Below are 23,855 nucleotides of genomic sequence, written 5' to 3'. Positions count from 1 at the left end.
GGTCACTTATGTTGTCAAAAAGGCTGCTTTTTCCGTTGCTGTTGATTAGCTTGTCGGCCTGCCAGGCGCCGCAAAATGTGCAGCAATTGCAACAGCAGAACAAACAACTCGAGTCAGAATTAGCCACTGCCCGCGCAGACATAGCCGCATTGAAATCCTCCGAAGCAAATTTGCAGGGCGAGGTGCGTGAGCTCAGTCGGATTCTGGAGGTCATGGGCACGGAGAAAACGTCCCGGGTCCAGGAGTCCACTCAACTGCGTGGTCTGATGCGTGATTTCGTTCAAAGCCAGATTGATTTGCTGAAAGATTTTCTGGTTAAAGGGGATTTGCTGGATTACGTGGGCGGCGAGCTGGTCGCACGCAAAGGCGATGCGCCGGCCAAGCCAGATATGAATCTGTTACTGGTCGATTTGGCGCACCCCCTGCCGGCTGAAGGCATCCTGACCGGCGTTGGTGCCTATTTTAACCAGCCGGGCAATTTTCGCGTCAAAGTGCTGCGGCGTGTTGAAGGTAATTTATTTGTGGTTTGGGAAAGCAAGTTGCTGACCGTGACCCAGGCGGGTAAACAGCGGGTTGGTTTTCCGGTTAGCGTTGGGGTGGAGCGGGGCGATATACTGGCGTACTGTTTTCCCGACCAGGTCATCGTTGCGCACGACAAAGGCACCGGCGATACCCGGACTTACCCGGGAGATTTGATGCTGGGCAAAAGCCTGGCGGTCCGCTCGCTGGATCATGAACGCGAGCGGCGCGCCTACGCTATCGGCGTTTATGGGTTGCTTAAATAATCGTCCAGATCCTGCCGGTTGGGGTAGACCTCGAAACCGAATAATCGCCCGTAAAAGGTTAATTCCAGTTCCAGCTGGTCGATAATGGCCTCGGCCTGCCGGAATCCGTGTGCTTCATTTTCAAAGGTCACTAACGCCGTGGTGATGCCCTGGTTCGCCAATGCCGAGTGCATTGCGCGCGCCTGGTTTGGTGGCACGACCTTGTCTTTCAGGCCCTGAAAAAAAATCACCGGACAGCGGATATTTTCCGGGCAGGTCAATGGTGATCGTTCCAGATAGGTCGTGCGCCCGGCTGGCCAGGGGGCGACCAGTCCATCCAGATAACGCGATTCAAATTTATGGGTGTCGGTGGCTAACGCGGTTAAATCGCCGATGCCGTAAAGACTGGTGCCGGCACAGAAAGTATCGCGAAACGCCAGGGCGGCCAGCACCGAATAGCCGCCGGCGCTGGAGCCCTTTACGATCAGCTTGTCCGGATCAGCCCATCCTTGCTCAACCGCATAGCGTGCGGCATAACAAAGATCATCCACATCGCGAATGCCCCAATGGCCATTGAGTTGTTGGCGGTAGGCTGTCCCGAAGCCTGTACTGCCCCGGTAATTGACGTCCATGACGGCAAAACCGCGGCTGGTCCAGAATTGTATTTTTATGTTGAGCGATGCGTCGGTGGCGCCGGTAGGGCCTCCGTGTGAAAGCACAATTAACGGCGGCAGGTTTTGTTCGGGTGCGCGATACGCGGGGTTTGTCGGAGGGTAATAAAATCCGTATGCCTGGCAATTGTCACTGGTGTCAAATGCGATCGCTTTGGGCGCGGCAATGTAGCTGTGATCAATGTGCTGAGCAATGGAGGTCTTCAGACTTGCGAAATCTTTGCCGCGCCAGCGGATAACCGCCTCGGCCTGATGCGCGCTGGCTCCCAGAAAAAGCGCCTGTCCGTGTTCGCAAGCCAGCGCAGACAATGAACTGAACGGCCAGTCCTGCGGTTGCCAATGGCGATTTTCCAGACCTAATGTACCCGCGTGCCACAGCCCGTCGCGGGTATAAAAAGTGAGCAGGGTGTTTTCATCCAGAAAACCGTAGCAGGCCATACCGAACTGCCATTGGGGCAGGGCAAACTCCGCTTCCATCGGCAAAATATTGTGCCACTCACGGCCATTCCACTCGCACAGGTTCCACCAGCCGCTGGCATCGTTCACCACCAGCAGCCGACCATTGGGGGACCAGGCTGGTTGAAAGCTGCTGCTGTTTGGCGGATTGATTGGCCGGACATCGCGCAAACCATTGGCATCAATTGACGACAGCCAGCACTGGTTCTGGTCCCAGGGCATGTGGGGGTGATTCCAGCTGAGCCAGCACAGCGCGGTGCCATCGGGGCTGATTGCCGGGCTTGCAAAAAAGTCGCAGCCCTCGGCCAGTATTTGTCTGTATCTGGTATCGGGTCGTAAAGCCACCAGGCGATGTATGGATTCCGCATTGCTTTGGGCGCCGGTTTCTTCCACGGCAATCAGCACATCCAGCGTGGGGTGATAGGTCAGATCCGCATAGCGCGCGTCCACCTGACCTGTCACCGCCTGGCGGGTGTGGTCGCTCAGGTTCAGGCTGTAGACTTGTTGATCGGCGGCATCTACATAAAACAGATGCGTAGCCCCTTGGCGCTCAGCCAGGCAATAGGCGCCGCCGCCGTATTCGTTAACGCTTGAACGGATGCTGACGCCGGGCGGGTTGATGTCTTCGGGGCCGCTGCCTTTGTCGCATACCAATACGGATCTGCCCTGTTCGCTGGGCCTGGACTCGAGCCAATAGCTGTGGCCTTTGAACAATCGCGGTTCCGCCAAGCGCACGCCTGCCTGTGTGAGCATGTGAGCCTGAATGGGCGAGCGCCAGCTGCCATAGGTGCGGATCTCGGGTTCGTTCATGGAATTCAATACCGGAATGTCAATGAGTAGACCTGCACTGTACCAGAGTTGTGTGTCGGTTCCTTACATTCCAGCAGCCGGGCGCAGGTATGCAAAGGCTACCCGCGGGCGTTAGGATTCACCTCTGTGCCCAATGAGGCGGGGAATTCATAGTGAGGGAAATCAGCGGATGAGCAACACAATGAATACCACTCACACATCGGAACGGTTTGCCTGGCCTGTTCTGTTTGCTGAATGGTGTGAGCGTCAATATCCGGTATTGATGGGGCTTTGCCTTTTGTTCGGCAGCGCATTGCGGTTCTGGCAATTGGACAATGTGCCTGTGGCCTACTTTGATGAAATCAATATTCCGCAATTTGGCTGGGCAATACTGAATGAAAAAACCGGCACGCCCTTTGTAACCGCGCATCCTCCGCTGACCCACTACTTGTTCGCGATCGCTATTTGGCTGTATTACCTGCTGCCTTGGGTCGATGGTTCGGTACCGCAGTCATGGAGCCAGATTGATCCGCTGAGCTACCGTTGGTTAACGGCGGCGCTGGGTGTTTGTTGCGTTTTTTTTGCGGGCGACTGGTTGCGCAGGTTATCTGGAAGCGCACTGGCGGGATTGTTATTGGCCCTGTTTGTTGCCATCGATGCGTCATTGGTGGTGGATTCCCGTGCCGGGCTTAACAACATCGTCATGCTCGCGCTCGGCCTCGCTGCACTGTGGTGTTGGCAGCGGGCAGAGGATGCCCGGTGGCATATGGGTTGGATGGTGGCGGCGGGGGTGCTGTTCGGCAGTGTGGTGTCAATCAAGTGGAATGGCTTGGGTTTTTGGTTGATTCCGGTTGCGGTTTTAACCGTAAGTGCGTGCCTGAGCCTGGTTGATCATTATCGCCCGGTTTCGCCGGCGACCGGTTTCCGGTGGCGGGGGCCCGATGCCTCTCGATTGCTCGCCGCACTCGTGGTGTTACCGTTGCTCAGTTACTGGCTGTGGTGGCAACCCTATCTCTGGCTGGAGCAGCAGGGGTTCCTGGAGATTCATCAGGTCATGCGGGGCTTTCATACGCAACAAGTGGGTGCGAATGACCACCCCTATTGCTCTGCCTGGTACCAATGGCCGTGGCAGCTCCGGCCGATGAGCTATTTGTTCGAATTGCAACCGGCGTTGGGTGAAAGCAGTTACCGCGTGATTCATCAGCTTGGCAACCCCGCGCTATATCCGCTCGGATTTATTGCCGCGCTGGTGGTGTTGGTCTTGTTGCTGAAATCCTGCTGGCGCTGGTTTGTCAGCGGTGTGCTAGAGCGCACATTTTTTATTCAACTGGCCATTCTGATTGGCCTGGCTGCCAACCTGTTGCCCTGGGCGTTAGTGAGCCGGTGTTTGTTTTCCTATCATTACCAACCCGCCTCGGTGTTCAGTTTTGCTGCGCTCGCCTGGGGTGTGGCGTGCTTAGTGCGTCAACCCTGGGATTCGCGTTGGCGCAATGCTGTCGGCCTGGTGGGTATGGGTGTGTTGCTGGTTCTGGTGCTGGCAGCATTTTGGTATTGGTTGCCGATAGCCGTGGGTTATCCGATCGACATAAAGCATTTTTACCGCCTGATGTGGCTGAAAAGCTGGATCTGAGCGGCGCTCTGCCACGCTGCTTAGTGTGTTGAATTCAGATGTCTGGGAACCTGTTATGTATCGGCGTCCACTATGGCCAATCACTGCTTACGGTTGTTGCATTCAGTCGTGAGCCTGGGCGGCACGCAGTGGGTTATCCGATTACCGGTCCGGCTTTGCCGCGACTGGATGGCCGCTGCTACACTGGCTGGCCAGTCAACCCGTAGCCTGTGAATATGCTTTTGTCTCCCGAGCGCCTGTCCCATCAGCTGAGCGATACGTCGCCCATTTGGTTGTCCCTGAGCGGCGGTCTGGATTCCATGGTTTTGCTCGCGTTGCTGAAGCAGACCGGCTTGCCATTCAAAGCTATCCACGTTAACCATCAACTTTCTGCTAATGCGGATCGGTGGGCGGACCATTGTCGGCATTGGTGCGAACGCTTCAAGGTGCCTCTGGTCACCGAAAGGGTCGTCGTGTGCAGTTCGGGTGGCGGGTTGGAGCAGGCGGCGCGGGACGCCCGCTACCGGGCCATTGCGGCGCATTTAGAAGACGCTGCGCAGTTGGTGACAGCGCACCATCAGGATGACCAGGCTGAAACGGTGCTGCTGCGTCTGATGCGCGGGTCAGGCCCCACCGGGCTGGCGGCGATCCGTGCGCGCCAGTGGTTCCGGAAAGACGCAAAAGGGTTCTGGCTGATTCGCCCCTTGCTTGATGTCCCCAGGGCAGCGCTCGAGGGCTTTGCCCGCACGAATCATCTGACCTGGGTTGAGGACGAGTCGAACCAGGATACGGCGCTCGATCGCAATTTTCTCCGCTCGCACATTATGCCGCGCTTGCGCGACCGCTGGCCGACCGCTGCCGAACGGCTGGCGCAGACGGCACAATTGTGCGGCGCCAATCAGCGACTGCTGGACCAGTTGGCGCTGGAGGATGGTCAGCGGCTGATGGCAGAGTCTGGCGAGCGGCATCCCCCTGCCATGGGCTGGCAATTGTCCCTGGACGGGCTCTCGGCACTGTCGCCGGAGCGTCGCAACAACCTGTTACGCTTCTGGCTGGCGCGTTGGTCATTGATCCCGGACCGGATTCAGCTCGATGAAATCTGGCGTCAGGTGTCCGGCGCAGCCGGCGATGCCGGGGTGAAATTTGCGATCGGAGGCGCAGAATTGCGCCGTTTTGCCGGGGCGCTCTGGCTGCTGCCCGCTCAATTGCCGGTACCGACCCAGGTACAGTGTCTCGCGCCCGGTCAAACCCTGCCGTTTGGTAATGGCCAGGTCCGGCTGGAGCCCGAAGCTGGCGGTCTGGCGTTGCCGGCGTCGGGCGCGTTCCTGTTACGCGCCCGTCAGGGGGGCGAGCGGGCCCAACCGGTGGGCCGGCGTCATTCACAGACCCTCAAAAAGCTGCTGCAGGCCCAGGGTCTGGCACCCTGGCTCCGGGATCAGCTGCCACTGCTGTACCAGGATGACCGGTTGGCGGCGGTGGCGGATCTTTGGTTGGAGCAAGGGGCTGAGCGCGCGGAGAAGGGCTGGCGCCTGGCCTGGCTGCTACCGCAAAATCAGCCGCCTTTTTGATTGAGGCAAATAGCCTTTTCTGGTAGTCTGGCGTCCCATCTCAAGGGTGGTGGCTCAGATTCCCCCTTCACATTGTTCTGCGTTGGAAAGCACCGGTTCCGGTAAGGCTTTCTGGCGTGTTGTGCATTTGTGAACCCAGGTCCAACCTGGTGTGGTGTGAGCCAGCCCAGGCCGGTGCTTTGGTACAGACCGCCCGGCCAGCTGACTGTTAACACCGCAGCCCGACTGCACAAACTCTGGATAAAAGGTTCTCATGACCCGTTATATTTTTGTTACCGGTGGTGTTGTTTCTTCCCTGGGTAAGGGCATTGCCTCCGCCTCTCTGGGTGCCATCCTGGAAGCCCGCGGCCTGAAGGTGACCATTTTAAAACTGGACCCCTATATCAACGTGGATCCCGGCACCATGAGTCCGTTCCAGCACGGTGAAGTGTACGTCACCCACGACGGCGCCGAGACCGATCTGGATCTGGGCCATTACGAGCGCTTCCTGCGCAGCCAGATGACCCGCCGCAACAACTTCACTACCGGTCGCGTGTATGAAACCGTGTTGCGCAAGGAGCGTCGCGGCGATTACCTGGGCGGTACCGTACAGGTGATTCCGCACATCACCGATGAAATCAAGCGTCGGGTCTATGAGGGCGGTGCCGATTACGATGTGGCGCTGGTGGAAATCGGTGGCACCGTGGGTGACATTGAGTCCCAGCCGTTCCTGGAAGCCGTGCGTCAATTGAAAGTGGAGCTGGGCTCCAATCGCGCACTGCTGATTCACCTCACCCTGGTGCCCTATATTGCCACCGCCGGTGAAACCAAGACCAAGCCAACCCAGCACTCGGTGAAAGAACTGCGCTCCATCGGTTTGCAGCCCGATGTATTGCTGTGTCGCTCGGAAGTGGAGGTGGATGAAGACTCCCGGCGCAAGATTTCCCTGTTCACCAACGTGGAAGAACGGGCGGTAGTACCCTTGCCCGATTGCGACACCATTTACCGTATTCCCGGCCTGTTGAAGTCACACGGTCTGGATAATTTTGTGGTTGAGCGCTTTGGTCTCGATTGTGGTGAGGCCGACCTGTCCGAGTGGGATCACGTGATCGACGGCAAGCTCAACCCCGAGCGCGAAGTCACCGTGGCCATGGTCGGCAAATACATGGACCTGCTGGATGCCTACAAGTCGCTCAACGAGTCTTTAAGCCATGCCGGTATCCACACCAAAACCCGCGTGAAAGTGAACTATATCGATGCCGAAGACGTGGAGCAGAAGGGGATTGGTATTCTCGAATCTGCCGATGCCATTCTGGTGCCCGGTGGTTTTGGCGAGCGCGGTGTGGAAGGCAAATTGATGGCTGTGCGCTATGCCCGCGAAAACAAAGTGCCTTACCTGGGCATTTGTCTGGGCATGCAATCGGCGGTGATAGAATTTGCCCGCAACGTGGTGGGCCTGGAGGGAGCTAACTCCACCGAGTTCAATAAAAAGTCGCCCCATCCAGTGGTAGGTCTGATTACTGAATGGATCGATAAAGACGGCAAGGTGGAAACCCGCGATGAGCAGTCCGATCTGGGTGGCACCATGCGTTTAGGTGCGCAGGAGTGTCGTCTGGTGGCAGGCTCGAAAATCCGCGATCTGTACAACGCGGATGTGATTGTGGAACGCCATCGTCATCGTTTTGAAGTGAACAACAACTACGTTGATCAGTTACAGAAAGCCGGTCTCAAAATCGGCGGCTGGTCGGCGGATGATACGTTGGTAGAAACCGTGGAAATTGAAGATCATCCCTGGTTTGTGGCCTGTCAGTTCCACCCGGAGTTTACGTCCAAGCCCCGCGAGGGCCATCCCTTGTTCACCGGCTATATCAAAGCGGCGATCGAACAAAGCGAACGCAAAGTTAAATAAGGAATTTGTCGGATGAGTAAAGTTATAAACGTTGGTGCGATTGAAGTATCGAACGACAAGCCCTTCGTCCTGTTTGGCGGGATGAATGTGCTCGAATCGCGCGATCTGGCCATGAAGACGGCAGAAGCTTACGTAAACGTGACTGAAAAGCTCGGCATCCCGTACGTATTCAAAGCCAGTTTTGACAAGGCCAACCGCTCGTCCATTCACTCCTATCGTGGCCCGGGGATGGACGAAGGTCTGAAAATATTTCAGGAAATCAAAGACACCTTCAAGGTGCCGGTGATTACCGATGTGCATGAAATTCACCAGTGCCAGCCGGTGGCCGAAGTGGCAGATATCATTCAGTTGCCGGCGTTTCTGGCCCGCCAGACCGATCTGGTGGCGGCCATGGCAGCCACGGGTGCCGTGATCAATATCAAAAAGCCCCAGTTTCTGAGCCCGTCGCAAATGGGCAATATCGTGGATAAATTCCGCGAGTGTGGCAACGAACAGTTGATCCTGTGCGACCGCGGCACCTGTTTTGGTTACGATAATCTGGTGGTGGACATGCTCGGATTCCGCGTGATGAAAGACGTGTCCGACAATCTGCCGGTCATTTTTGATGTGACCCATGCGTTGCAGCAACGCGATCCTTCTGGCAAGGCCTCGGGTGGTCGTCGCCAGCAAGTTGCAGAATTGGCCCGCGCTGGAATGGCGCTGGGTCTTGCAGGACTGTTTTTAGAAGCCCATCCCAATCCCGATCAGGCCAAATGCGATGGCCCGAGTGCACTGCCGCTGGATAAGCTGGAGCCATTCCTGGCCCAGGTGAAAGCGGTGGATGATCTGGTTAAGGGATTCGCCCCCTTACACATTGATTAAAAGCCCACAGAGGTTTTGGTTGTGCTGAAGTAGGCGACGTGAGCGCAACCCGGAAAATTTTACCTACGGAACTTAGTTGGAGTTTACACAGATGACAAAGATTGTTGACGTTCGCGCTTTTGAAGTGCTGGACAGCCGCGGCAACCCGACCGTGAATGCCGATGTAATTCTGGAAGGCGGCATTGTGGGTACTGCGTGTGCACCCAGTGGCGCGTCTACTGGCTCGCGCGAAGCGCTGGAGCTGCGCGATGGCGACAAGAGTCGTTACCTGGGCAAGGGTGTGCTGAAGGCTGTTGCCAACATCAATAACACCATTCGTCCCCTGTTGGTGGGCAAAGAAGTGGAAAACCAGCGCGAGCTGGATGACGCCATGATCAAAGCCGACGGCACTGACAATAAATCAGTATTGGGCGCCAATGCCATTCTGGCCGTGTCACTGGCTGCCGCCAAAGCTGCGGCCCAGGCCAAAGGCGTTCCATTGTATGCGCACATTGCCGATGTGAATGGCACGCCGGGCAAATACACCATGCCCGTGCCGATGATGAACATTCTGAATGGCGGTGAGCACGCCGACAACAATGTGGATATTCAGGAATTTATGGTTCAGCCGGTGAAAGCTACTTCGTTTGCCGAAGCCTTGCGCCAGGGTGCTGAAGTGTTCCATGCGCTGAAAAAAGTCCTGTCCGAGCGCGGCTTAAATACCGCTGTGGGTGATGAAGGTGGCTTTGCCCCCAATCTGCCATCCAACGAAGCGGCGCTGCAGGTGATTGCCGAAGCCGTTGAAAAGGCCGGTTATAAGCTGGGTGAAGACATGACCCTGGCGCTGGATTGTGCGTCCTCTGAATTCTATAAAGATGGCAAATACGATCTGGCGGGTGAAGGTAAGGTGTTCACAGCACCCGAGTTCGCAGACTACCTCACCGGTCTTGCCAACAAGTACCCGATTCTGTCGATCGAAGACGGTATGGACGAAAGCGATTGGGACGGTTGGGCAGATCTGACCAACAAAGCGGGTGAAAAAGTCCAATTGGTCGGTGATGACCTGTTTGTGACCAACACCAAAATCCTGCGCGAAGGTATCGAAAAGAAAATCGCTAACTCCATTCTGATTAAATTCAATCAGATCGGTTCGCTGTCTGAAACACTGGACGCCATTAAAATGGCTCAGGATGCAGGCTACACGGCGGTTATTTCTCACCGTTCCGGCGAAACCGAAGATACCACCATTGCCGACCTGGCGGTGGCAACTGCAGCGGGCCAGATTAAAACCGGCTCTCTGTGTCGCTCTGACCGCGTGGCCAAATACAACCGTTTGCTGCGCATTGAGGCTGAACTGGGTAACACCGTTGCTCCTTACCGTGGGCGTGCGGAATTCAAAGCCTAGTTACAGGCGATGAATCAGAACGGGCAGCTTGCTGCCCGTTTTTCGTTTAAGCTAGACAAAATACCAACCGCGAACCCGCTATGAAATGGATGTTACCGCTACTGCTGATGTTGCTGGCAGGCTTACAGTACCGGCTGTGGGTCGGCGAAGGCAGCTATGCGCACATCAACCGGCTGGAGCAGGAGATTGAACGTCAGCAGATTGAAAATGACAAATTGCGTGAACGCAATCGGGTGCTGGCAGTCGAGGTGGAAGAACTGAAAACCGGGTTGGATAGTGTCGAGGAACGAGCGCGTCAGGAAATGGGCATGATCAAAGACGGAGAAACCTTCTACATGATGGTGGAACCCAAAAACCGGCCAGCCAAACCGTGAATACACCAAAAATCTGGGTGTTGGTTCCCGCTGCGGGCACGGGCTCGCGCATGCAATCCGAAACCCCGAAACAATATCTGTCACTCAATGGTCAGCCAGTGCTCGAGCATACGCTCAATGTGTTGTTGCAAACGCCACAACTGGCCGGTGTGATAGTGGCGCTGGGCCCGGAAGATGAACGATTCGGCAGCCTGGCTGTGGCACGGGACCCCCGGGTGCAACCGATTGTCGGTGGTCGTGAGCGCGCGGATTCCGTGCTGGCCGGCCTGCGTTACCTGGCCAAACGCGCGGCGTCCCACGATTGGGTGTTGGTGCACGATGCGGCGAGACCTTGCCTGACCGTTTCCCTGTTGCACAGCTTTTGCGAAAAAGTGGCTTCGGAAACCGAGGGCGGCATTCTCGCCGTGCCGGTTGCCGATACCTTGAAATGGGTTGAGCAATCCACCATCGGTCGTACGGTCGATCGATCACATTTATGGGCGGCACAAACCCCCCAGATGTTTCCCTTATTTACCCTGACCCAGGCGCTGGATGCAGCCTTGACCGAAGGCGTCCCGGTGACGGATGAAGCCAGTGCCATGGAGTGGGCGGGTCATACCGTTGCGGTCGTGCCCGGCGCGCCTGGCAATATCAAGATTACCCAGCCCCAGGATTTAGCGCTGGCCGCACTGATCTTGCGTGCCCAGGAGGAGAGCTAATGAGAATCGGACACGGCTACGATGTGCATGCCTTTGGCCCGGGTGAAAAAATTGTCATGGGTGGTGTAGTGATTCCCCACGAGCAGGGGCTGATTGCACACAGCGATGGCGATGTGCTGTTACATGCGTTGTGCGATGCGCTTTTGGGTGCCTGTGCATTGGGTGATATCGGCAAGCATTTCCCGGATACCGATGCGCAATACAAGAATGCCGACAGTCGTGCGCTGTTGCGCATGGTGTTTGCGAAAGTCCGTCACGCGGGTTTTCGTCTTGGCAATGCGGATCTGACTATTGTGGCTCAGGCGCCGAAAATGGCGCCTCACATAGAGCGGATGGTGGCAAATATCGCTGAGGATTTATCAGCCACGCCTCAGCAGGTCAATGTGAAGGCCACTACCACTGAAAAACTGGGTTTTACCGGTCGTAAAGAAGGTATTGCCTGCTACGCAGTGGTCTTGCTGGAAGCGGTAAACGCATGAATTTTTCGCTCGATTTTCCCTTTGCTTATGGCCGTCCCGCCGCCGTTGCGGGTTTCCGGCAGGCGTGTGAAGACTTCGTGGTAGTAGAGCAGTTGGGGTTGGAGCCTGCGGGGCAGGGCGAGCACTGGCTGGTGGAAATACTGAAGCGTGACGACAATACGCCCTGGGTGGCTAAACAGCTGGCGCGGCTGTGTGGCGTGAGTCCGCGCGATGTAGGCTACTGTGGTATGAAAGACCGGCGGGCTGTTACCCGCCAGTGGTTCAGTGTGTACCTGCCCAAGGGCGACGCACCGGATTGGGCTGCACTCAACAGCGATACCATTCACTGGCTGCAAAGCGTTCGCCACACACGCAAGTTGCGTAGGGGAGAACATGCCGGTAATACGTTTGAAATCCGGCTGCGGGATTGTGCCTCCCATCGACAGGATATAGAGCAGCGCCTCAGTCAGATTGCCCGCCTGGGTGTCCCCAATTATTTTGGCGAGCAACGTTTTGGCCGCGATGCCGACAATCTGCAGCGCGTAGAAACGGTGTTGGCCAAGCGCGGCAGGAAAAACACCCAGGAGGCCATGGTGCTATCTGCCGCCCGCAGCTGGTTGTTTAATCAGGTGTTGGCCGCGCGCGTGCAGGCGGGTAACTGGTGCGATTTTTTGCCCGGGGAGACGGAATTAACGGGGCCGCTGTGGGGGCGGGGGCGAAATCCTGCTCCTGAGTCTGTCTGTGCGCTGGAAATGCAGGCATTGGCCCCTTGGCAGACCTGGCTTCAGGGCCTCGAACATGCAGGCTTGAGCCAGGAACGGAGGGCATTAATCCTGCAACCGCGGGACCTGCAATGGCATTGGGACGGGGACGATTTGTTGTTGCAATTCGGCTTACCCCCTGGGCAGTTCGCGACCGCGTTACTCAGAGAGCTGGCGCAATTGAAAACGCCGGATTTAGACATCGGATCAGTGTGATATAGTTCACGGCAAACATCATGTGGCGGGACCTCCGCCTGAGACAGGTTCGGAGAAACTTGCTTGAATACGTTGTTACTGCAAGGGGTTGGCATGACCTCCCAGCGCACCCGCGAGCGCCTGATTTCGCGCTTGCAAGAGCAAGGGGTCAGCAACGAGCAGGTGCTCGATGTGATTCGCAACACCCCGCGCCATATTTTTCTCGATGAAGCGCTTTCACACCGGGCCTATGAAGACAGTTCCCTACCAATCGGGTATGGGCAGACGCTATCTCAGCCCTACATTGTTGCGCGCATGACGGAACTTCTTGTGGGTGCTGCGGCCAAACTCGACAGGGTGCTTGAAATAGGCACGGGTTCTGGCTATCAAACTGTGATTCTTGCGCAATTGGTCAAGAGCCTGTATTCGGTGGAACGCATACGTCCGCTGCAGGAGAAAGCCCGTGAGCGCATTAAGCTATTGGGCTTGCGCAACGTTTTGCTGCGCCACGCGGACGGTGGTTTTGGCTGGCCGGAGCAGGGCCCCTATGATGCAATTCTCAGTGCCGCCGCGCCCCGTTCTGTGCCTGAAAGCCTGAAGCAGCAGTTAGCGCCCAACGGCGTGCTGGTGATTCCGGTGGGTGGCGAGCAGCAGGAGTTACAACTCGTTATGCGCGACGGCGATAGCGATAAATTCGTTACCCGGGTCATTGAGCCGGTCAAGTTTGTTCCCCTATTGTCGGGTACTACCCGCTGACGACAGATTATTTATGACTCATCCAATCAAGCGTTATCTCCCCGTGTACCTGAAGGGCATGGCCATGGGGGCCGCCGACGTAGTGCCCGGTGTTTCTGGCGGTACGGTGGCGTTTGTGACCGGCATCTACGATGATTTCCTGAACAGCCTGCGCAGTATTCGGCCGGCTACCGTAAAGCTTTTATTGCGCGAAGGACCGGGGGCTGCCTGGCTGGCGATTAACGGCAATTTTTTATTGGCTGTGGTGGCTGGCATCGTCACCAGCCTGTTCAGTTTTGCCGGGTTGATCAGTTATTGTCTGCAAACCTATCCCTTGCTGGTCTGGTCATTATTTTTTGGTCTTATTCTCGCGTCGGCGTTGTACATGTTCCGGCAGCTGGAGACCCGCGGTTCAGGCGAGTGGGTCGCGCTTGTGGCCGGGTTATTGATTGCCTGGTTGATCAGTATTGTCCGCCCTACCGACTTCCCGCCTTACGACTGGATGTTGTTTTTTGCCGGCGCGCTGGCCATTTGCGCGATGATTCTGCCCGGCATATCCGGCAGCTTTATTTTGTTGTTGATCGGCGCTTACCCCTTGTTTTTGCATGCGTTGAAAACGCCCGACCTGGTGATGCTCAGCTATTTTCTGGCGGGTTGTATCGTAGGCTTGCTCAGCTTTTCCCATTTCCTGGGCTGGCTGTTGCGCCGATTCCGGGCCAAAACCCTGGCATTGCTGACAGGGTTTCTGTTCGGTTCGCTGAGTGTGATCTGGCCCTGGAAGGAAGTTGTCCAAACGCGCATCAACAGTCGGGGTGAGGAAGTACCGTTTATCCAGAACAACGTGTTGCCTGCAGTCTATGAGCAGGCGACCGGCTTGGACTCTCAATGGCCGGCCTGTGTACTTGCTATGCTGGTAGGTATCACGCTGGTGTTTGGCATCGAATGGCTGGCGGCTAAGTTGGCACAGGGGTCTGGTCCGGAACCCGCTGAAAAATGATGACTAACTCACAAAAACAGTCCGTTATTTTAGACTTCTTTATAATAAGTTTTTCATATTAATTACGAAAACGAATAAGCGAGGGTCATGAAAGCCTGGATCGAAAGGGGTTTGTTGCGGTTTTATGACAGCCGGCGCATTGGCCAAGTTGGCCTCCTTTTGGTTTTGCTGTCTGCCCTGATTTCATGTGCAGGACCTGGTGGCGGAGCCCCGGTCTATGAACGAACACAGGCGCAGACCCGTGTTGGCGCTAAGACCCATCGGGTCCAGAAAGGCGAGACGCTGTACTCCATCGCGTTTCGCTATGGCGTTGATTACAAAGAACTTTCCAGGCGAAATGGCATCGGGAAAAACTATACGATTTATCCGGGCCAACTCATTTATCTCGATGTCAGCAATACACCTGTGACCAATAAGTCACAGCCGGTCGCAAAGCAACCTGCGGCTAAATCGCGAACCCAAGTGGCCAAAAAGCCAGTGTCTGAGCCCGCAAAACCTGCTGCCAGAACGGTGCAATTCACGGATTTCCGTTGGACCTGGCCGGCCAATGGCAGAATTCTGCGGGCATACTCTCCGAAGAGTGGCTTAAACAAAGGGATTGATATTGAGGGCCGTTTGGGAGAGCCTGTGCTTTCCGCTGCCCCAGGCACCGTTGTTTACGCCGGTGATGGCCTCAGAGGTTACGGGCGGTTGGTGATCATCAAACACAATGATCAATTTTTAAGCGCTTACGCGCACAACAGTAAATTATTGGTAAAAGAAGGGGAGGTTATTAAAGGCAATCAGAAAATTGCCGAAATAGGGTCAAGTGGTACAGATACCACTAAGCTGCATTTCGAAATACGACGCGAAGGAGAACCAGTAGATCCGTTGTTGTACTTACCCAAGCGATAGCGAAGGTATTGACGGAAAAATAATAGCTGGCCGCGGAGTGAATGCAAGCCGACATTTAGCCAAAAAAATAGCGCCAAGAGCGCAACAGGCAGTGAACAACTGCAGGCTAAATAGTCCGTCAAGGGTGTAGGGTTTGGGAAGTGCCGGTTGGGGCTTTCTTAGATTTTGCTAACCGAGTGAAAGGGCTAGAACTATGGCAGTACATGAGAACAAAAGGGACAGAGCGTCTTTGGCAACCAAAGGTGCAGCTGTGCACAGTGCAGAAGAGCTGTTGGCGAGTGCACAAGAAGAGAGCGAGAACGGGAAAACACGTCTTACCAGTGCCTTTGAAGAGGCCAATACCTACCACAAAACGCTGGACGCAACCCAGCTGTATCTGAATGAAATCGGCTTTTCGCCGTTACTTTCTGCAGAAGAAGAAGTTTACTTTTCACGCAAAGCGCTGAAAGGGGACGAGTCTGCACGTAAACGCATGATCGAGAGTAACCTGCGCCTGGTGGTAAAAATCGCCCGTCGTTATGTAAATCGCGGTCTGGCGCTGTTGGATCTGATCGAAGAAGGCAATCTGGGCTTGATACGCGCGGTTGAAAAGTTTGATCCGGAGCGCGGTTTCCGGTTCTCGACTTACGCTACCTGGTGGATTCGCCAGACGATTGAGCGGGCCATCATGAACCAGACGCGCACTATCCGACTGCCGATTCATGTGGTTAAGGAACTGAATGTATACCTGCGAGCGGCGCGCGAGCTGACTCAGAAACTGGATCACGAGCCGTCGCCGGAAGAAATTGCAACCTTGCTGGAAAAGCCTGTCGAGGATGTGGAGCGCATGCTCAAGCTCAATGAGCGGGTGACATCGATGGATGTGCCCATGGGCCCGGGTTCCGATAAGGCGCTGGTGGATTCCATTCCGGATCAGCAGGAGTCTGACCCGTCATGCTGTGACCCCGTCATGCTGCTGCAGGATTCGGATCTGCACGATAGCCTCGACAACTGGCTGTGTGAACTGACAGAGAAGCAACGTGAAGTGATTGCGCGTCGCTTTGGCCTGCGGGGTTTTGAGACCAGCACGCTGGAAGAAGTGGGCCGCGAAATCGGCCTGACCCGCGAGCGGGTACGGCAAATTCAGGTGGAGGCACTTAAACGCCTGCGCGATATCCTGGAAAAGCAGGGGCTCGATGGCGAGGCACTTTTTGGTGCACTGTGAGTTGAGCCAGACATAAAAAAAACCGGCGATGCCGGCTTTTTTTATGTGTTTGGATCAGGCTTCGCCGCTCTCCACAAGCGATAATGTCAGGCGCCTTGAATCCGACTCAATCGCTTCCAGTTTTACCCTGACCGGTTTGTCCAGATGGTAGGTGACGCCTTGTTCGGGCAACGTCAGCGTCAGTGCAATCGGATCAAAATCGGGTTTGCAGGTTTTGGTGCGCACCAGCACAAACCCCTCTGCGCTGTTATCACTCAGGCGCACGCCAAAGCCAGCACTGTTGACCATACTGATTTTGCCGTCGAATTCGCTGCCAATCTGGCTGCCAAGAAACTGGCACAGCATCCAGCTTTCTGCCTGACGCACGGCCTGACGACCCCGGCCGATTACATCCTGTAAGGTTTCCAGTTCGCTTTCGTCGAGGCTGGGCGCTTCGCCCAGACCCAGCCAGTGTGCGATGACCATCTGATTGTAGAGGTCGTTGAAGCGACGGATCGGGGACGTAATTGTGGCGTAATGCCGGAAGCCAAGTCCCAGATGCGGGGCAGGTGACAAACTCAATTTGCCGGGCTGCAACTGGCGACGCAGATTGGACAGCAGGTGTTCCTGGCCCGCTGCACTCAGGTTGCGTATCAGGCTCACGTAGCCTTCCAGTTCGGTGACGTTAAGCGCTGCAAGTTCCGGATAGGGCGCCAGCATTTGCGCGATAGTGTCCAGCCGGTCTTCACGCGGCCCTGCGTGAGAGGAATAGAGTGCGGGTAACTTGTGTTCGGCAAACAGCTGCCCGGCCGCGACGTTGGTCGCCAGCATTGCTTCCTCGACCACCTGATGAGCGGATGTGCGCTCCAACTGCACTACCTGTTGGATTTTTTGTTGTTCGTTAAGCACGAAATCGTAATCCGCACGGTCTTCCATGATCAGTGCATCGCGGCTGCGTTGCGCGTTGGCCTTGCGCGACCATTCTCCCAGCACGTTAACCATGGAGGCGAGTCCCTCGGCAATGGTATGCGGCTTACCGTCGAGCAGAGCGGCGACTTGCTGGTAGCTCAGCTTGGCGCGCGAGCGCATGCGCGCGAGGCTGAAGTCGCTGCCGGTGACCTTGCCGTCCTTATCGCACTGGAGGCTTACTACCAGCACCGGCCGTACCTGATCCTGAACTAACGAAAACACGTCGTGGGACAAGGGCCCTGGCAGCATCAATTGCTGTGTGCCAGGGAAGTACAGTGTGTTGGCCAGCGACTGGGCATGGCGTGTCAGTGGATCCTGAGGTCCTAACAATGCGCCAGGCTGAGCAATGGCCACGCGCAGCAGGTAGCCCTCGGACGTTGACTCGATGTGCAGTGCGTCATCCATATCGCGCGTGGTGTCGGCGTCAATGGTAACGAAATCCAGGTCAGTGAGGTCCTGGCGGCCCGGTTCGTTGAGTTTTTCCGGTAGTGACGCACTGAGCGCGTTGACGGCTGCATCCAATGCCGGGTTGGCGTTGGCTTGCAGTTCAAATTTCGCCAGCATGTAGCGGGCTTCAATGCCTGCGTCCTGTTCGGCGCCGAAAACATCCAGGATCTGGGCCTGTGCTTTGCCTTCTTTGCGGTAGGGGTGTTGGGTAATCCGGCAAGCTACCCAGTCACCGGCTTTGGCGTTTTTGCGGGCTTTGGGAGGCACAAAAATCCAGCGGCTGAAACCGGGCACGTCGGGGGCGACAAAATGGCCCTGGCCGCGCACCACGTACTGCCCGACAAAGTAGGACAGGGGGGATTCCAACAGCTTCTCAAATTCAGCCTCAAATTTGGTGCCGGCGCCGTCGCTGACGTCGATGACGTTGACCTGAACCCGATCGCCCGGAAACACCCGGTCCATCTTATCCGGCGCCAGAAAGGCATCCCGACCGTCATCCAGATGAACAAAACCGTAGCGCGATTGGGTGCCACGCACGGTACCCTGCGCGATGTCTTTGTTGGCACGGATATCTTTTTTGAGCTGGGAAAGCTGTTGCAGGGCGGAGGCGTCGAGCATGGGCGGTCTTCTGTCTGTAAAAAAGCGGCCATCATACCAGCAGTTGGGAACAGTAATAACCGGCAAAAGGCCCGAATTGGCGTTGCGTTAGCCGTGCTCAACCACAGAACAGCTGGCCCACGGTGTCACAGATCTCATCCAGATGGGTGGCATCGGCATAAACACCGTCGAGCACCAGCTGGGCCAGTCCGTGCAAGGTGCCCCAGGTGACTTGGGTTAGCCGGAGCGAATCCAGCCCAGAGGGCAGAATACCGGCACTCTGCCAGCGGGCTACGGCCTCCCGATGGCGTTTGAAGCTTTCAAAGGCCACTTGCTTCAGGTCCTCGTTGGCCAGCCCCTGATGCCAGAGCGTGTGCCCGAACATGAGACTGTAGCGGGCCGGGTGGGCGATGGCGAAGTCGATGTAGCGGCGGGCGAAGCGGCTGTAGCGTTGTCCCGGCGCCAGCCCCGCATCCTGTGCCAGGGGGGCCATCAGTTCCTCTAGCAGGTTGAAGCCGCCGGCCGCAATGGCGCATAGAAGGGCGTTTTTATCGGTGAAATGGTGGTAAAGCGCGGTCCGGGAAACGCCCACCCGGTCGGCGAGTTTGCGCAGGCTCAGGCCGGCAATGCCCTCGCTGTCCAGCAGCGCGGAGGCCTCCAGCATCAGGCTTTGGCGCAGATCGCCGTGGTGATAGCTACGGGTTGCTGCGGGTGTGTGTGCTTTACTCATGGGCGCGAACATAGCAGTCAATCTTGACACTGTCAAAATGTGATCTTAATCTTGACGCTGTTAAGTTATTAAACAAGACGCAGGAGAGCCAGATTGTGAGCCTCAATGAGCAGTTAGCGGGCATGAAGTCGCTTGCCTACCACCAGGAGGGGCAGGTTGCCCATTTACAGTTCAACCGGCCTGAAGCATTGAATACGTTCAATCGGGACTTCTGGTCTGAATGGCCTGCCGCGTTACGTACCATTGGCGCAAGCGGGGAAATCCGCGCGTTGGTGGTGTCATCCACGGGCAAGCATTTCACCGCCGGCATGGACCTGGAGGTGTTTGCCGGGCTCAATGGCCCCGAATTTCAGCTCGAAGCCTCGCGCCGGGCGGAAATGATCCGGCGCTGGGTGTTGGAATTGCAATCGGCCTTTAACCTACTCGAAAGCCTGCGAATTCCTGTGTTGGCTGCAGTGCAGGGTGGTTGTATCGGTGGTGGCATCGACCTGATTTGCGCCGCCGATTGCCGCTACGCCACCGAGGATGCGTTTTTTACCATTAAAGAAATTGATCTGGCCATCACTGCCGATCTGGGCACCTTGCAACGATTGCCGACACTCATGCCGCAAGGGGTGGTAAGAGAGTTGGCGTTTACCGGACGCAAATTTTCTGCGCAGGAGGCCGCCCGCTATGGTTTTGTGAACCAGACTTTTGCAGATCAGGCCAGCATGATGAACGCCGTGATGGCGCTGGCACACCAAATGGCATCACATTCACCACTGGCGATCAATGGCATCAAAGAAATGCTCAACTACGCCCGCGACCACAGCGTGGATGAAGGCCTGCGCTATGCCGCCACCTGGCAGGGCGGAATGTTCCATGCCACCGAGGTGCTGGAGGCCATGACGGCGGCCATGGAAAAGCGGGCACCGGCCTACGCGGATCTGCAGCCGAACCAACCCATTCTGACAAAAAACCAATAACTTATTTTCTTCGAGAGACAGCTTATGAGCCATCCAACCTACCCGCATTTGTTAGAACCCCTTGATCTGGGATTCACCCAACTGAAAAACCGCGTATTGATGGGGTCCATGCACACGGGCCTGGAAGAAGCCCCCGACGGTTTTGAGCGCATGGCGGCTTATTTTGCCGAGCGTGCTCGGGGTGGTGTGGGTTTAATGGTGACGGGTGGTTTTGCACCCAACCGCGAAGGCGCGACTGCAGACCACGCCGGTAGTCTGGAAACCGCCGATGATGTGGCCAAGCACAAGATTATCACCGATGCCGTGCATGAGGCCGACGGTAAGATCTGTCTGCAGATCTTACACACGGGCCGCTATGCTTTTTCTGAGAAACTGATCGCCCCCTCGGCCATTCAGGCACCAATCAATTTCTTTACCCCGCGTGAAGTGACGGAAGAAGATATCCATAAACAAATCGATGATTTCGCGCGCTGTGCCAAGCTGGCGCAGGACGCGGGTTACGATGGCGTTGAGGTGATGGGCTCGGAAGGCTATTTCATCAACCAGTTTATTGTCACCCATACCAATAAGCGCAATGACCAATGGGGTGGCGCCTACGAAAACCGCATGCGCTTTGCGGTGGAAGTGGTTAACGCCGTGCGCGAGCGAGTTGGACCCGAGTTCATCATTATCTATCGTCTGTCCATGCTCGATCTGGTGGAGCAGGGCAGTAGTTATGAGGAAGTGGTTCAGCTTGGCCAGGCCATCGAAAAAGCGGGCGCCACGATTATCAATACCGGCATTGGCTGGCACGAGGCACGCATTCCCACGATCGCGACCAAGGTGCCGCGCGCGGCCTTCACCTGGGTCACGGCGAAAGTGCGCAAGGCGCTTAGCGTGCCAGTGATCACCTCTAACCGCATTAACACACCGGAAGTGGCTGAAGAGGTATTGGCCCGCGGTGATGCCGATATGATTTCCATGGCGCGTCCCTTTCTTGCCGACCCGGAGTTCGTCAAAAAAGCGCAGGAAAATCGGGCCGATGAAATCAATACCTGCATCGGGTGTAATCAGGCCTGCCTGGACCATGTTTTCAGCCTGAAATTAAGCAGCTGTCTGGTCAATCCGCGCGCCTGCCATGAAACTGAATTGCTGATTTTACCCACCGAAAAGCCGAAGAAGCTGGCGGTGATCGGTGCCGGCCCTGCGGGCTTGGCCTTTGCCACCACCGCGGCTAAGCGCGGACACAAGGTGACTTTGTTTGATAAGGCGTCCGAAATTGGCGGCCAGTTCAATATCGCTAAACGCGTGCCCGGCAAAGAAGAGTTCTATGAAACCCTGCGTTATTTTGGCAAACAATTGGCGTTGACAGGTGTGGAACTCAAACTGAATACGGAAGTCAGTCGGGATCAATTAAATGAGACCGACTTTGACGAAATTATTCTCGCGACCGGCATTGTCCCGCGCACGCCGTCGATAGAGGGCGTGAATCACCCGAAAGTGCTGAGCTATCTGGACGTGTTTGCGGGCAAGCCTGTGGGTAAAAAAGTGGCCATTATCGGCGCCGGTGGCATTGGTTTTGATGTGGCGGAATTCATCACCCATGCGGGCAAATCCACGTCATTGGATATCCCGGCCTTTATGGCCGAGTGGGGCGTTGACATGACCATGACCGCGCGCGGTGGGATTGCAGGCGTTCAGCCGTCGGCGCACCCGTCAGATCGCGAAGTCTGGTTATTGCAACGCAAAGCCACCAAAGTGGGCGCAGGATTGGGTAAAACCACGGGCTGGATTCATCGCACAGGCCTTAAAAACAAAGGCGTCAACATGGTGCCTGCTTGCGAATATGTGAAGATCGATGATCAGGGTTTGCACCTCCAGATCGACGGTGAACCACAGGTGTTGCCGGTGGATAATGTGATTCTGTGTGCCGGCCAAGAGCCCCAACGCGCACTGGTTGAAGGCTTGAACAAAACCGTTCATTTGATCGGTGGTGCCGATGTGGCCGCGGAACTGGATGCCAAGCGCGCGATTGATCAGGGCACACGGCTGGCGGCGTCACTTTAGCAGCCTGAAAGCCCGCGTATGTGAGGGCTTTATCAACAGCCTGCTCGCCACTATTTACTTCGGGGTAGTCACTTACCCCGAATTGAACAGGTTCGGCTTTGTAACTATTGATCTACCGCAAAGGCCTCTGTGGAGACTGTCTTCAGACTGAGCTCTCTACGGAGGCCTTATGAAATTATCACGTTTATTGCAAAACGAACTGCAACGCATTGGAGTGGGTTGCCTCTACGGTATTCCCGGCGATTTTATTCTGCCGCTATTTGAAGCCATCCAAAGCCAAAACGAAATCCCCTTGCTATACCTCGGTCACGAACCTTCGGCGGTGTTCGCTGCGGATGCGCACGCGCGCATGATGAATAAGCCCAGCGCAGTGTTGCTTACCTATGGTGCAGGTGCGTTAAATGGTGTCAATGCCGTCGCACAGGCCTATGTGGAGCATGTGCCGCTGGTGGTGATTGCCGGCTTTCCTGCGCGCGCCGAAATTGAACGTGGGCTGTTGATTCACCATCAGGCCAAGGCCGTGGATTCCCAGCGGGATATTTATCGCGAAATAACCTGTGCTCAGGTCCGGCTGGATGACCCGGAAACGGCGGGTGTCGCGCTCAGGCAGGCATTGGATACCTGCGTTGAAAAATCCCAGCCGGTGCTGATCGAATTCCCGCGCGATGCGGTGAATTTTGACGTGGCAGATCTGCCCGTACCAGTTGAGCGGCAGGAACACAGCACGGCCTGTCAATGGATAGCAGAAAGCGTGTGGAATCGAATTCGCCAGGCGCAACGGCCGGTGATATTGGCGGGTGTCGATATGCGCCGGTTTGATGCGGTTGATGCCTTGCAGGCGTTTTCTGAAAAAACCCAGATTCCGCTGCTCAGTACCTTGATGGGGCGCGCTTGCCTGGATTCGTCCGGTCCCACTTATGGCGGCATTTTTCTGGATAAATCCGATCAGCAGCCCGCGCGACTACTGGCGCAGGCGGATCTGATTGTGATGGCCGGTGTGATCAAAAATGACAGCAATTTTGCTGCCCAAAGTGACCTGTTTCCCGCCAACAAGGTCATTGATATACAGCAAGGTGAACCCGCGCTTGATAACACGAGCTTTCGTGCACCCCTGGCACAATTATTCAAGGCTCTGAATGCGCTGGCGGATCGGTGCTTTCCTCTGGCAGATCTCAGGCCTGCTTCGCTGATACAGTCCCCGGAAGATGATGAGCCGCTCACTTCGACCGGTGTGGTCAGTGAACTGCATAGCGTTTTGTCCCAGCAATCTTCTGTGGTGCCACTCATTTCTGATGTGGGTGATTGTTTGTTTGCCTCAATGCAGGCCGACCCGAAATTTTTACTGGCGCCTGCCTTCTATGCCTCGATGGGCTATGCAGTCCCGGCGGCGTTCGGGGTGCAAGCGGCCACCGGCTTGCGACCAGTGGTACTGGTGGGTGATGGCGCCTTTCAAATGACCGGAATGGAGTTGGGCCATTGCCGGCGCTACGGTTACTCACCCATTATCCTGTTGTTCAATAATCAGCGTTGGGACATGATTCAGGCGTTTTCGCCTGACTTATCCTGTACCGCACTAGGAGGCTGGGATTATTCGCTGCTGGCGCAAGCAATGGGCGGGCAGGGACTGGTGGCGTCAAGTACTGTGGCATTACGCGCGGCGCTGCAGCAGGCGTTAGGCAGAAACGATTGTTTTACCCTGATCGATGCGCGCTTGTGCCAGCAAAGCCGCACGGCGCGCCTGGACCGCTTTGCCACTGGTTTTCTCGCGGCTAACCAAAAAGCATTGGCCTGTTGAATGTTTACACTTGGCAGGCAA

General features: G+C 56.2%; 20 protein-coding genes. 17 read left to right on the top strand and 3 right to left on the bottom strand.

Going from position 1 to position 23,855, the window contains the following annotated elements:
* Positions 1 to 8: 8 nt before the first annotated feature.
* Entirely contained in the window at positions 9 to 785 is a 777-nt protein-coding gene (locus tag M5M_RS04985) for a hypothetical protein (protein WP_015046375.1), read from the top strand.
* Here the strand turns inward: M5M_RS04985 and M5M_RS04980 are convergent.
* Positions 767 to 2,701 (bottom strand): prolyl oligopeptidase family serine peptidase, encoded by a 1,935-nt coding sequence (locus M5M_RS04980; protein WP_016389226.1) that lies wholly within the window; start codon positions 2,699 to 2,701, stop codon positions 767 to 769. The two genes, M5M_RS04985 and M5M_RS04980, sit on opposite strands and share 19 nt — an antisense overlap.
* A gap of 169 nt (positions 2,702 to 2,870) precedes the next feature.
* Between M5M_RS04980 and M5M_RS04975 the strand changes: the two genes are divergently transcribed.
* The 13 genes from M5M_RS04975 (at position 2,871) to rpoS (ending at position 16,306) form a co-directional block, all read left to right on the top strand.
* Entirely contained in the window at positions 2,871 to 4,310 is a 1,440-nt protein-coding gene (locus M5M_RS04975) for a phospholipid carrier-dependent glycosyltransferase (RefSeq protein ID WP_015046372.1), read from the top strand.
* A 215-nt stretch (positions 4,311 to 4,525) separates the two neighbouring features.
* Positions 4,526 to 5,857: a tRNA lysidine(34) synthetase TilS gene (gene tilS, locus M5M_RS04970; protein ID WP_015046371.1), complete on the top strand. Its 1,332-nt coding sequence runs from the start codon at positions 4,526 to 4,528 to the stop codon at positions 5,855 to 5,857.
* Positions 5,858 to 6,110: 253 nt separating this feature from the next.
* Positions 6,111 to 7,745 (top strand): CTP synthase, encoded by a 1,635-nt coding sequence (locus tag M5M_RS04965; protein WP_015046370.1) that lies wholly within the window; start codon positions 6,111 to 6,113, stop codon positions 7,743 to 7,745.
* A 12-nt stretch (positions 7,746 to 7,757) separates the two neighbouring features.
* Positions 7,758 to 8,606 (top strand): 3-deoxy-8-phosphooctulonate synthase, encoded by an 849-nt coding sequence (gene kdsA, locus M5M_RS04960; RefSeq protein WP_015046369.1) that lies wholly within the window; start codon positions 7,758 to 7,760, stop codon positions 8,604 to 8,606.
* A gap of 91 nt (positions 8,607 to 8,697) precedes the next feature.
* Entirely contained in the window at positions 8,698 to 9,990 is a 1,293-nt protein-coding gene (gene eno, locus M5M_RS04955) for a phosphopyruvate hydratase (RefSeq protein WP_015046368.1), read from the top strand.
* 80 nt (positions 9,991 to 10,070) lie between these two features.
* Positions 10,071 to 10,364 carry a cell division protein FtsB gene (ftsB, locus tag M5M_RS04950; RefSeq protein ID WP_015046367.1) on the top strand — a complete coding sequence of 98 codons (294 nt, stop codon included), beginning with the start codon at positions 10,071 to 10,073 and terminating at the stop codon, positions 10,362 to 10,364.
* Complete coding sequence (gene ispD / locus M5M_RS04945; protein WP_015046366.1) at positions 10,361 to 11,062, top strand: 2-C-methyl-D-erythritol 4-phosphate cytidylyltransferase; 702 nt, start codon at positions 10,361 to 10,363, stop codon at positions 11,060 to 11,062. The genes ftsB and ispD overlap by 4 nt, the downstream gene beginning before the upstream one ends.
* Positions 11,062 to 11,541: a 2-C-methyl-D-erythritol 2,4-cyclodiphosphate synthase gene (gene ispF / locus M5M_RS04940; RefSeq protein WP_015046365.1), complete on the top strand. Its 480-nt coding sequence runs from the start codon at positions 11,062 to 11,064 to the stop codon at positions 11,539 to 11,541. The genes ispD and ispF overlap by 1 nt, the downstream gene beginning before the upstream one ends.
* Positions 11,538 to 12,497, top strand: a complete 960-nt coding sequence (gene truD / locus M5M_RS04935) for a tRNA pseudouridine(13) synthase TruD (RefSeq protein ID WP_015046364.1) — start codon at positions 11,538 to 11,540, stop codon at positions 12,495 to 12,497. Before ispF ends, truD begins: the two co-directional genes overlap by 4 nt.
* 93 nt (positions 12,498 to 12,590) lie before the next feature.
* Positions 12,591 to 13,232 (top strand): protein-L-isoaspartate(D-aspartate) O-methyltransferase, encoded by a 642-nt coding sequence (locus tag M5M_RS04930; RefSeq protein WP_015046363.1) that lies wholly within the window; start codon positions 12,591 to 12,593, stop codon positions 13,230 to 13,232.
* 13 nt (positions 13,233 to 13,245) lie between these two features.
* Complete coding sequence (locus M5M_RS04925; RefSeq protein WP_029879878.1) at positions 13,246 to 14,208, top strand: polyprenyl-phosphate transporter; 963 nt, start codon at positions 13,246 to 13,248, stop codon at positions 14,206 to 14,208.
* Between the two features lie 87 nt (positions 14,209 to 14,295).
* Positions 14,296 to 15,102 (top strand): peptidoglycan DD-metalloendopeptidase family protein, encoded by an 807-nt coding sequence (locus M5M_RS04920; protein WP_015046361.1) that lies wholly within the window; start codon positions 14,296 to 14,298, stop codon positions 15,100 to 15,102.
* A gap of 193 nt (positions 15,103 to 15,295) precedes the next feature.
* Positions 15,296 to 16,306, top strand: a complete 1,011-nt coding sequence (gene rpoS / locus M5M_RS04915; protein ID WP_016389224.1) for an RNA polymerase sigma factor RpoS — start codon at positions 15,296 to 15,298, stop codon at positions 16,304 to 16,306.
* Positions 16,307 to 16,360: 54 nt separating this feature from the next.
* Here the strand turns inward: rpoS and M5M_RS04910 are convergent, their stop codons facing one another.
* Positions 16,361 to 18,319, bottom strand: coding sequence for a VacB/RNase II family 3'-5' exoribonuclease (locus M5M_RS04910; RefSeq protein WP_016389223.1), 1,959 nt, complete (start codon positions 18,317 to 18,319; stop codon positions 16,361 to 16,363).
* A 97-nt stretch (positions 18,320 to 18,416) separates the two neighbouring features.
* Entirely contained in the window at positions 18,417 to 19,028 is a 612-nt protein-coding gene (locus tag M5M_RS04905; protein WP_029879881.1) for a TetR/AcrR family transcriptional regulator, read from the bottom strand.
* Positions 19,029 to 19,123: 95 nt separating this feature from the next.
* On the opposite strand from M5M_RS04905, the gene M5M_RS04900 reads away from it, so the two are divergent.
* The 3 genes from M5M_RS04900 to M5M_RS04890 all read left to right on the top strand — a co-directional run bounded on the left by M5M_RS04900 (position 19,124) and on the right by M5M_RS04890 (position 23,834).
* Entirely contained in the window at positions 19,124 to 19,993 is an 870-nt protein-coding gene (locus M5M_RS04900) for a crotonase/enoyl-CoA hydratase family protein (protein ID WP_015046357.1), read from the top strand.
* 24 nt (positions 19,994 to 20,017) lie between these two features.
* Entirely contained in the window at positions 20,018 to 22,039 is a 2,022-nt protein-coding gene (locus M5M_RS04895) for an oxidoreductase (protein ID WP_015046356.1), read from the top strand.
* A 169-nt stretch (positions 22,040 to 22,208) separates the two neighbouring features.
* Positions 22,209 to 23,834, top strand: coding sequence for a thiamine pyrophosphate-binding protein (locus tag M5M_RS04890; RefSeq protein WP_015046355.1), 1,626 nt, complete (start codon positions 22,209 to 22,211; stop codon positions 23,832 to 23,834).
* Positions 23,835 to 23,855 lie beyond the last annotated feature (21 nt).

It is taken from the genome of Simiduia agarivorans SA1 = DSM 21679 (genome assembly GCF_000305785.2).
Taxonomy (GTDB): Bacteria; Pseudomonadota; Gammaproteobacteria; order Pseudomonadales; family Cellvibrionaceae; genus Simiduia; species Simiduia agarivorans.
The sequence above is the reverse complement of the archived record's forward strand: the minus strand, read 5'-3'. Positions and strand labels throughout refer to the sequence as shown.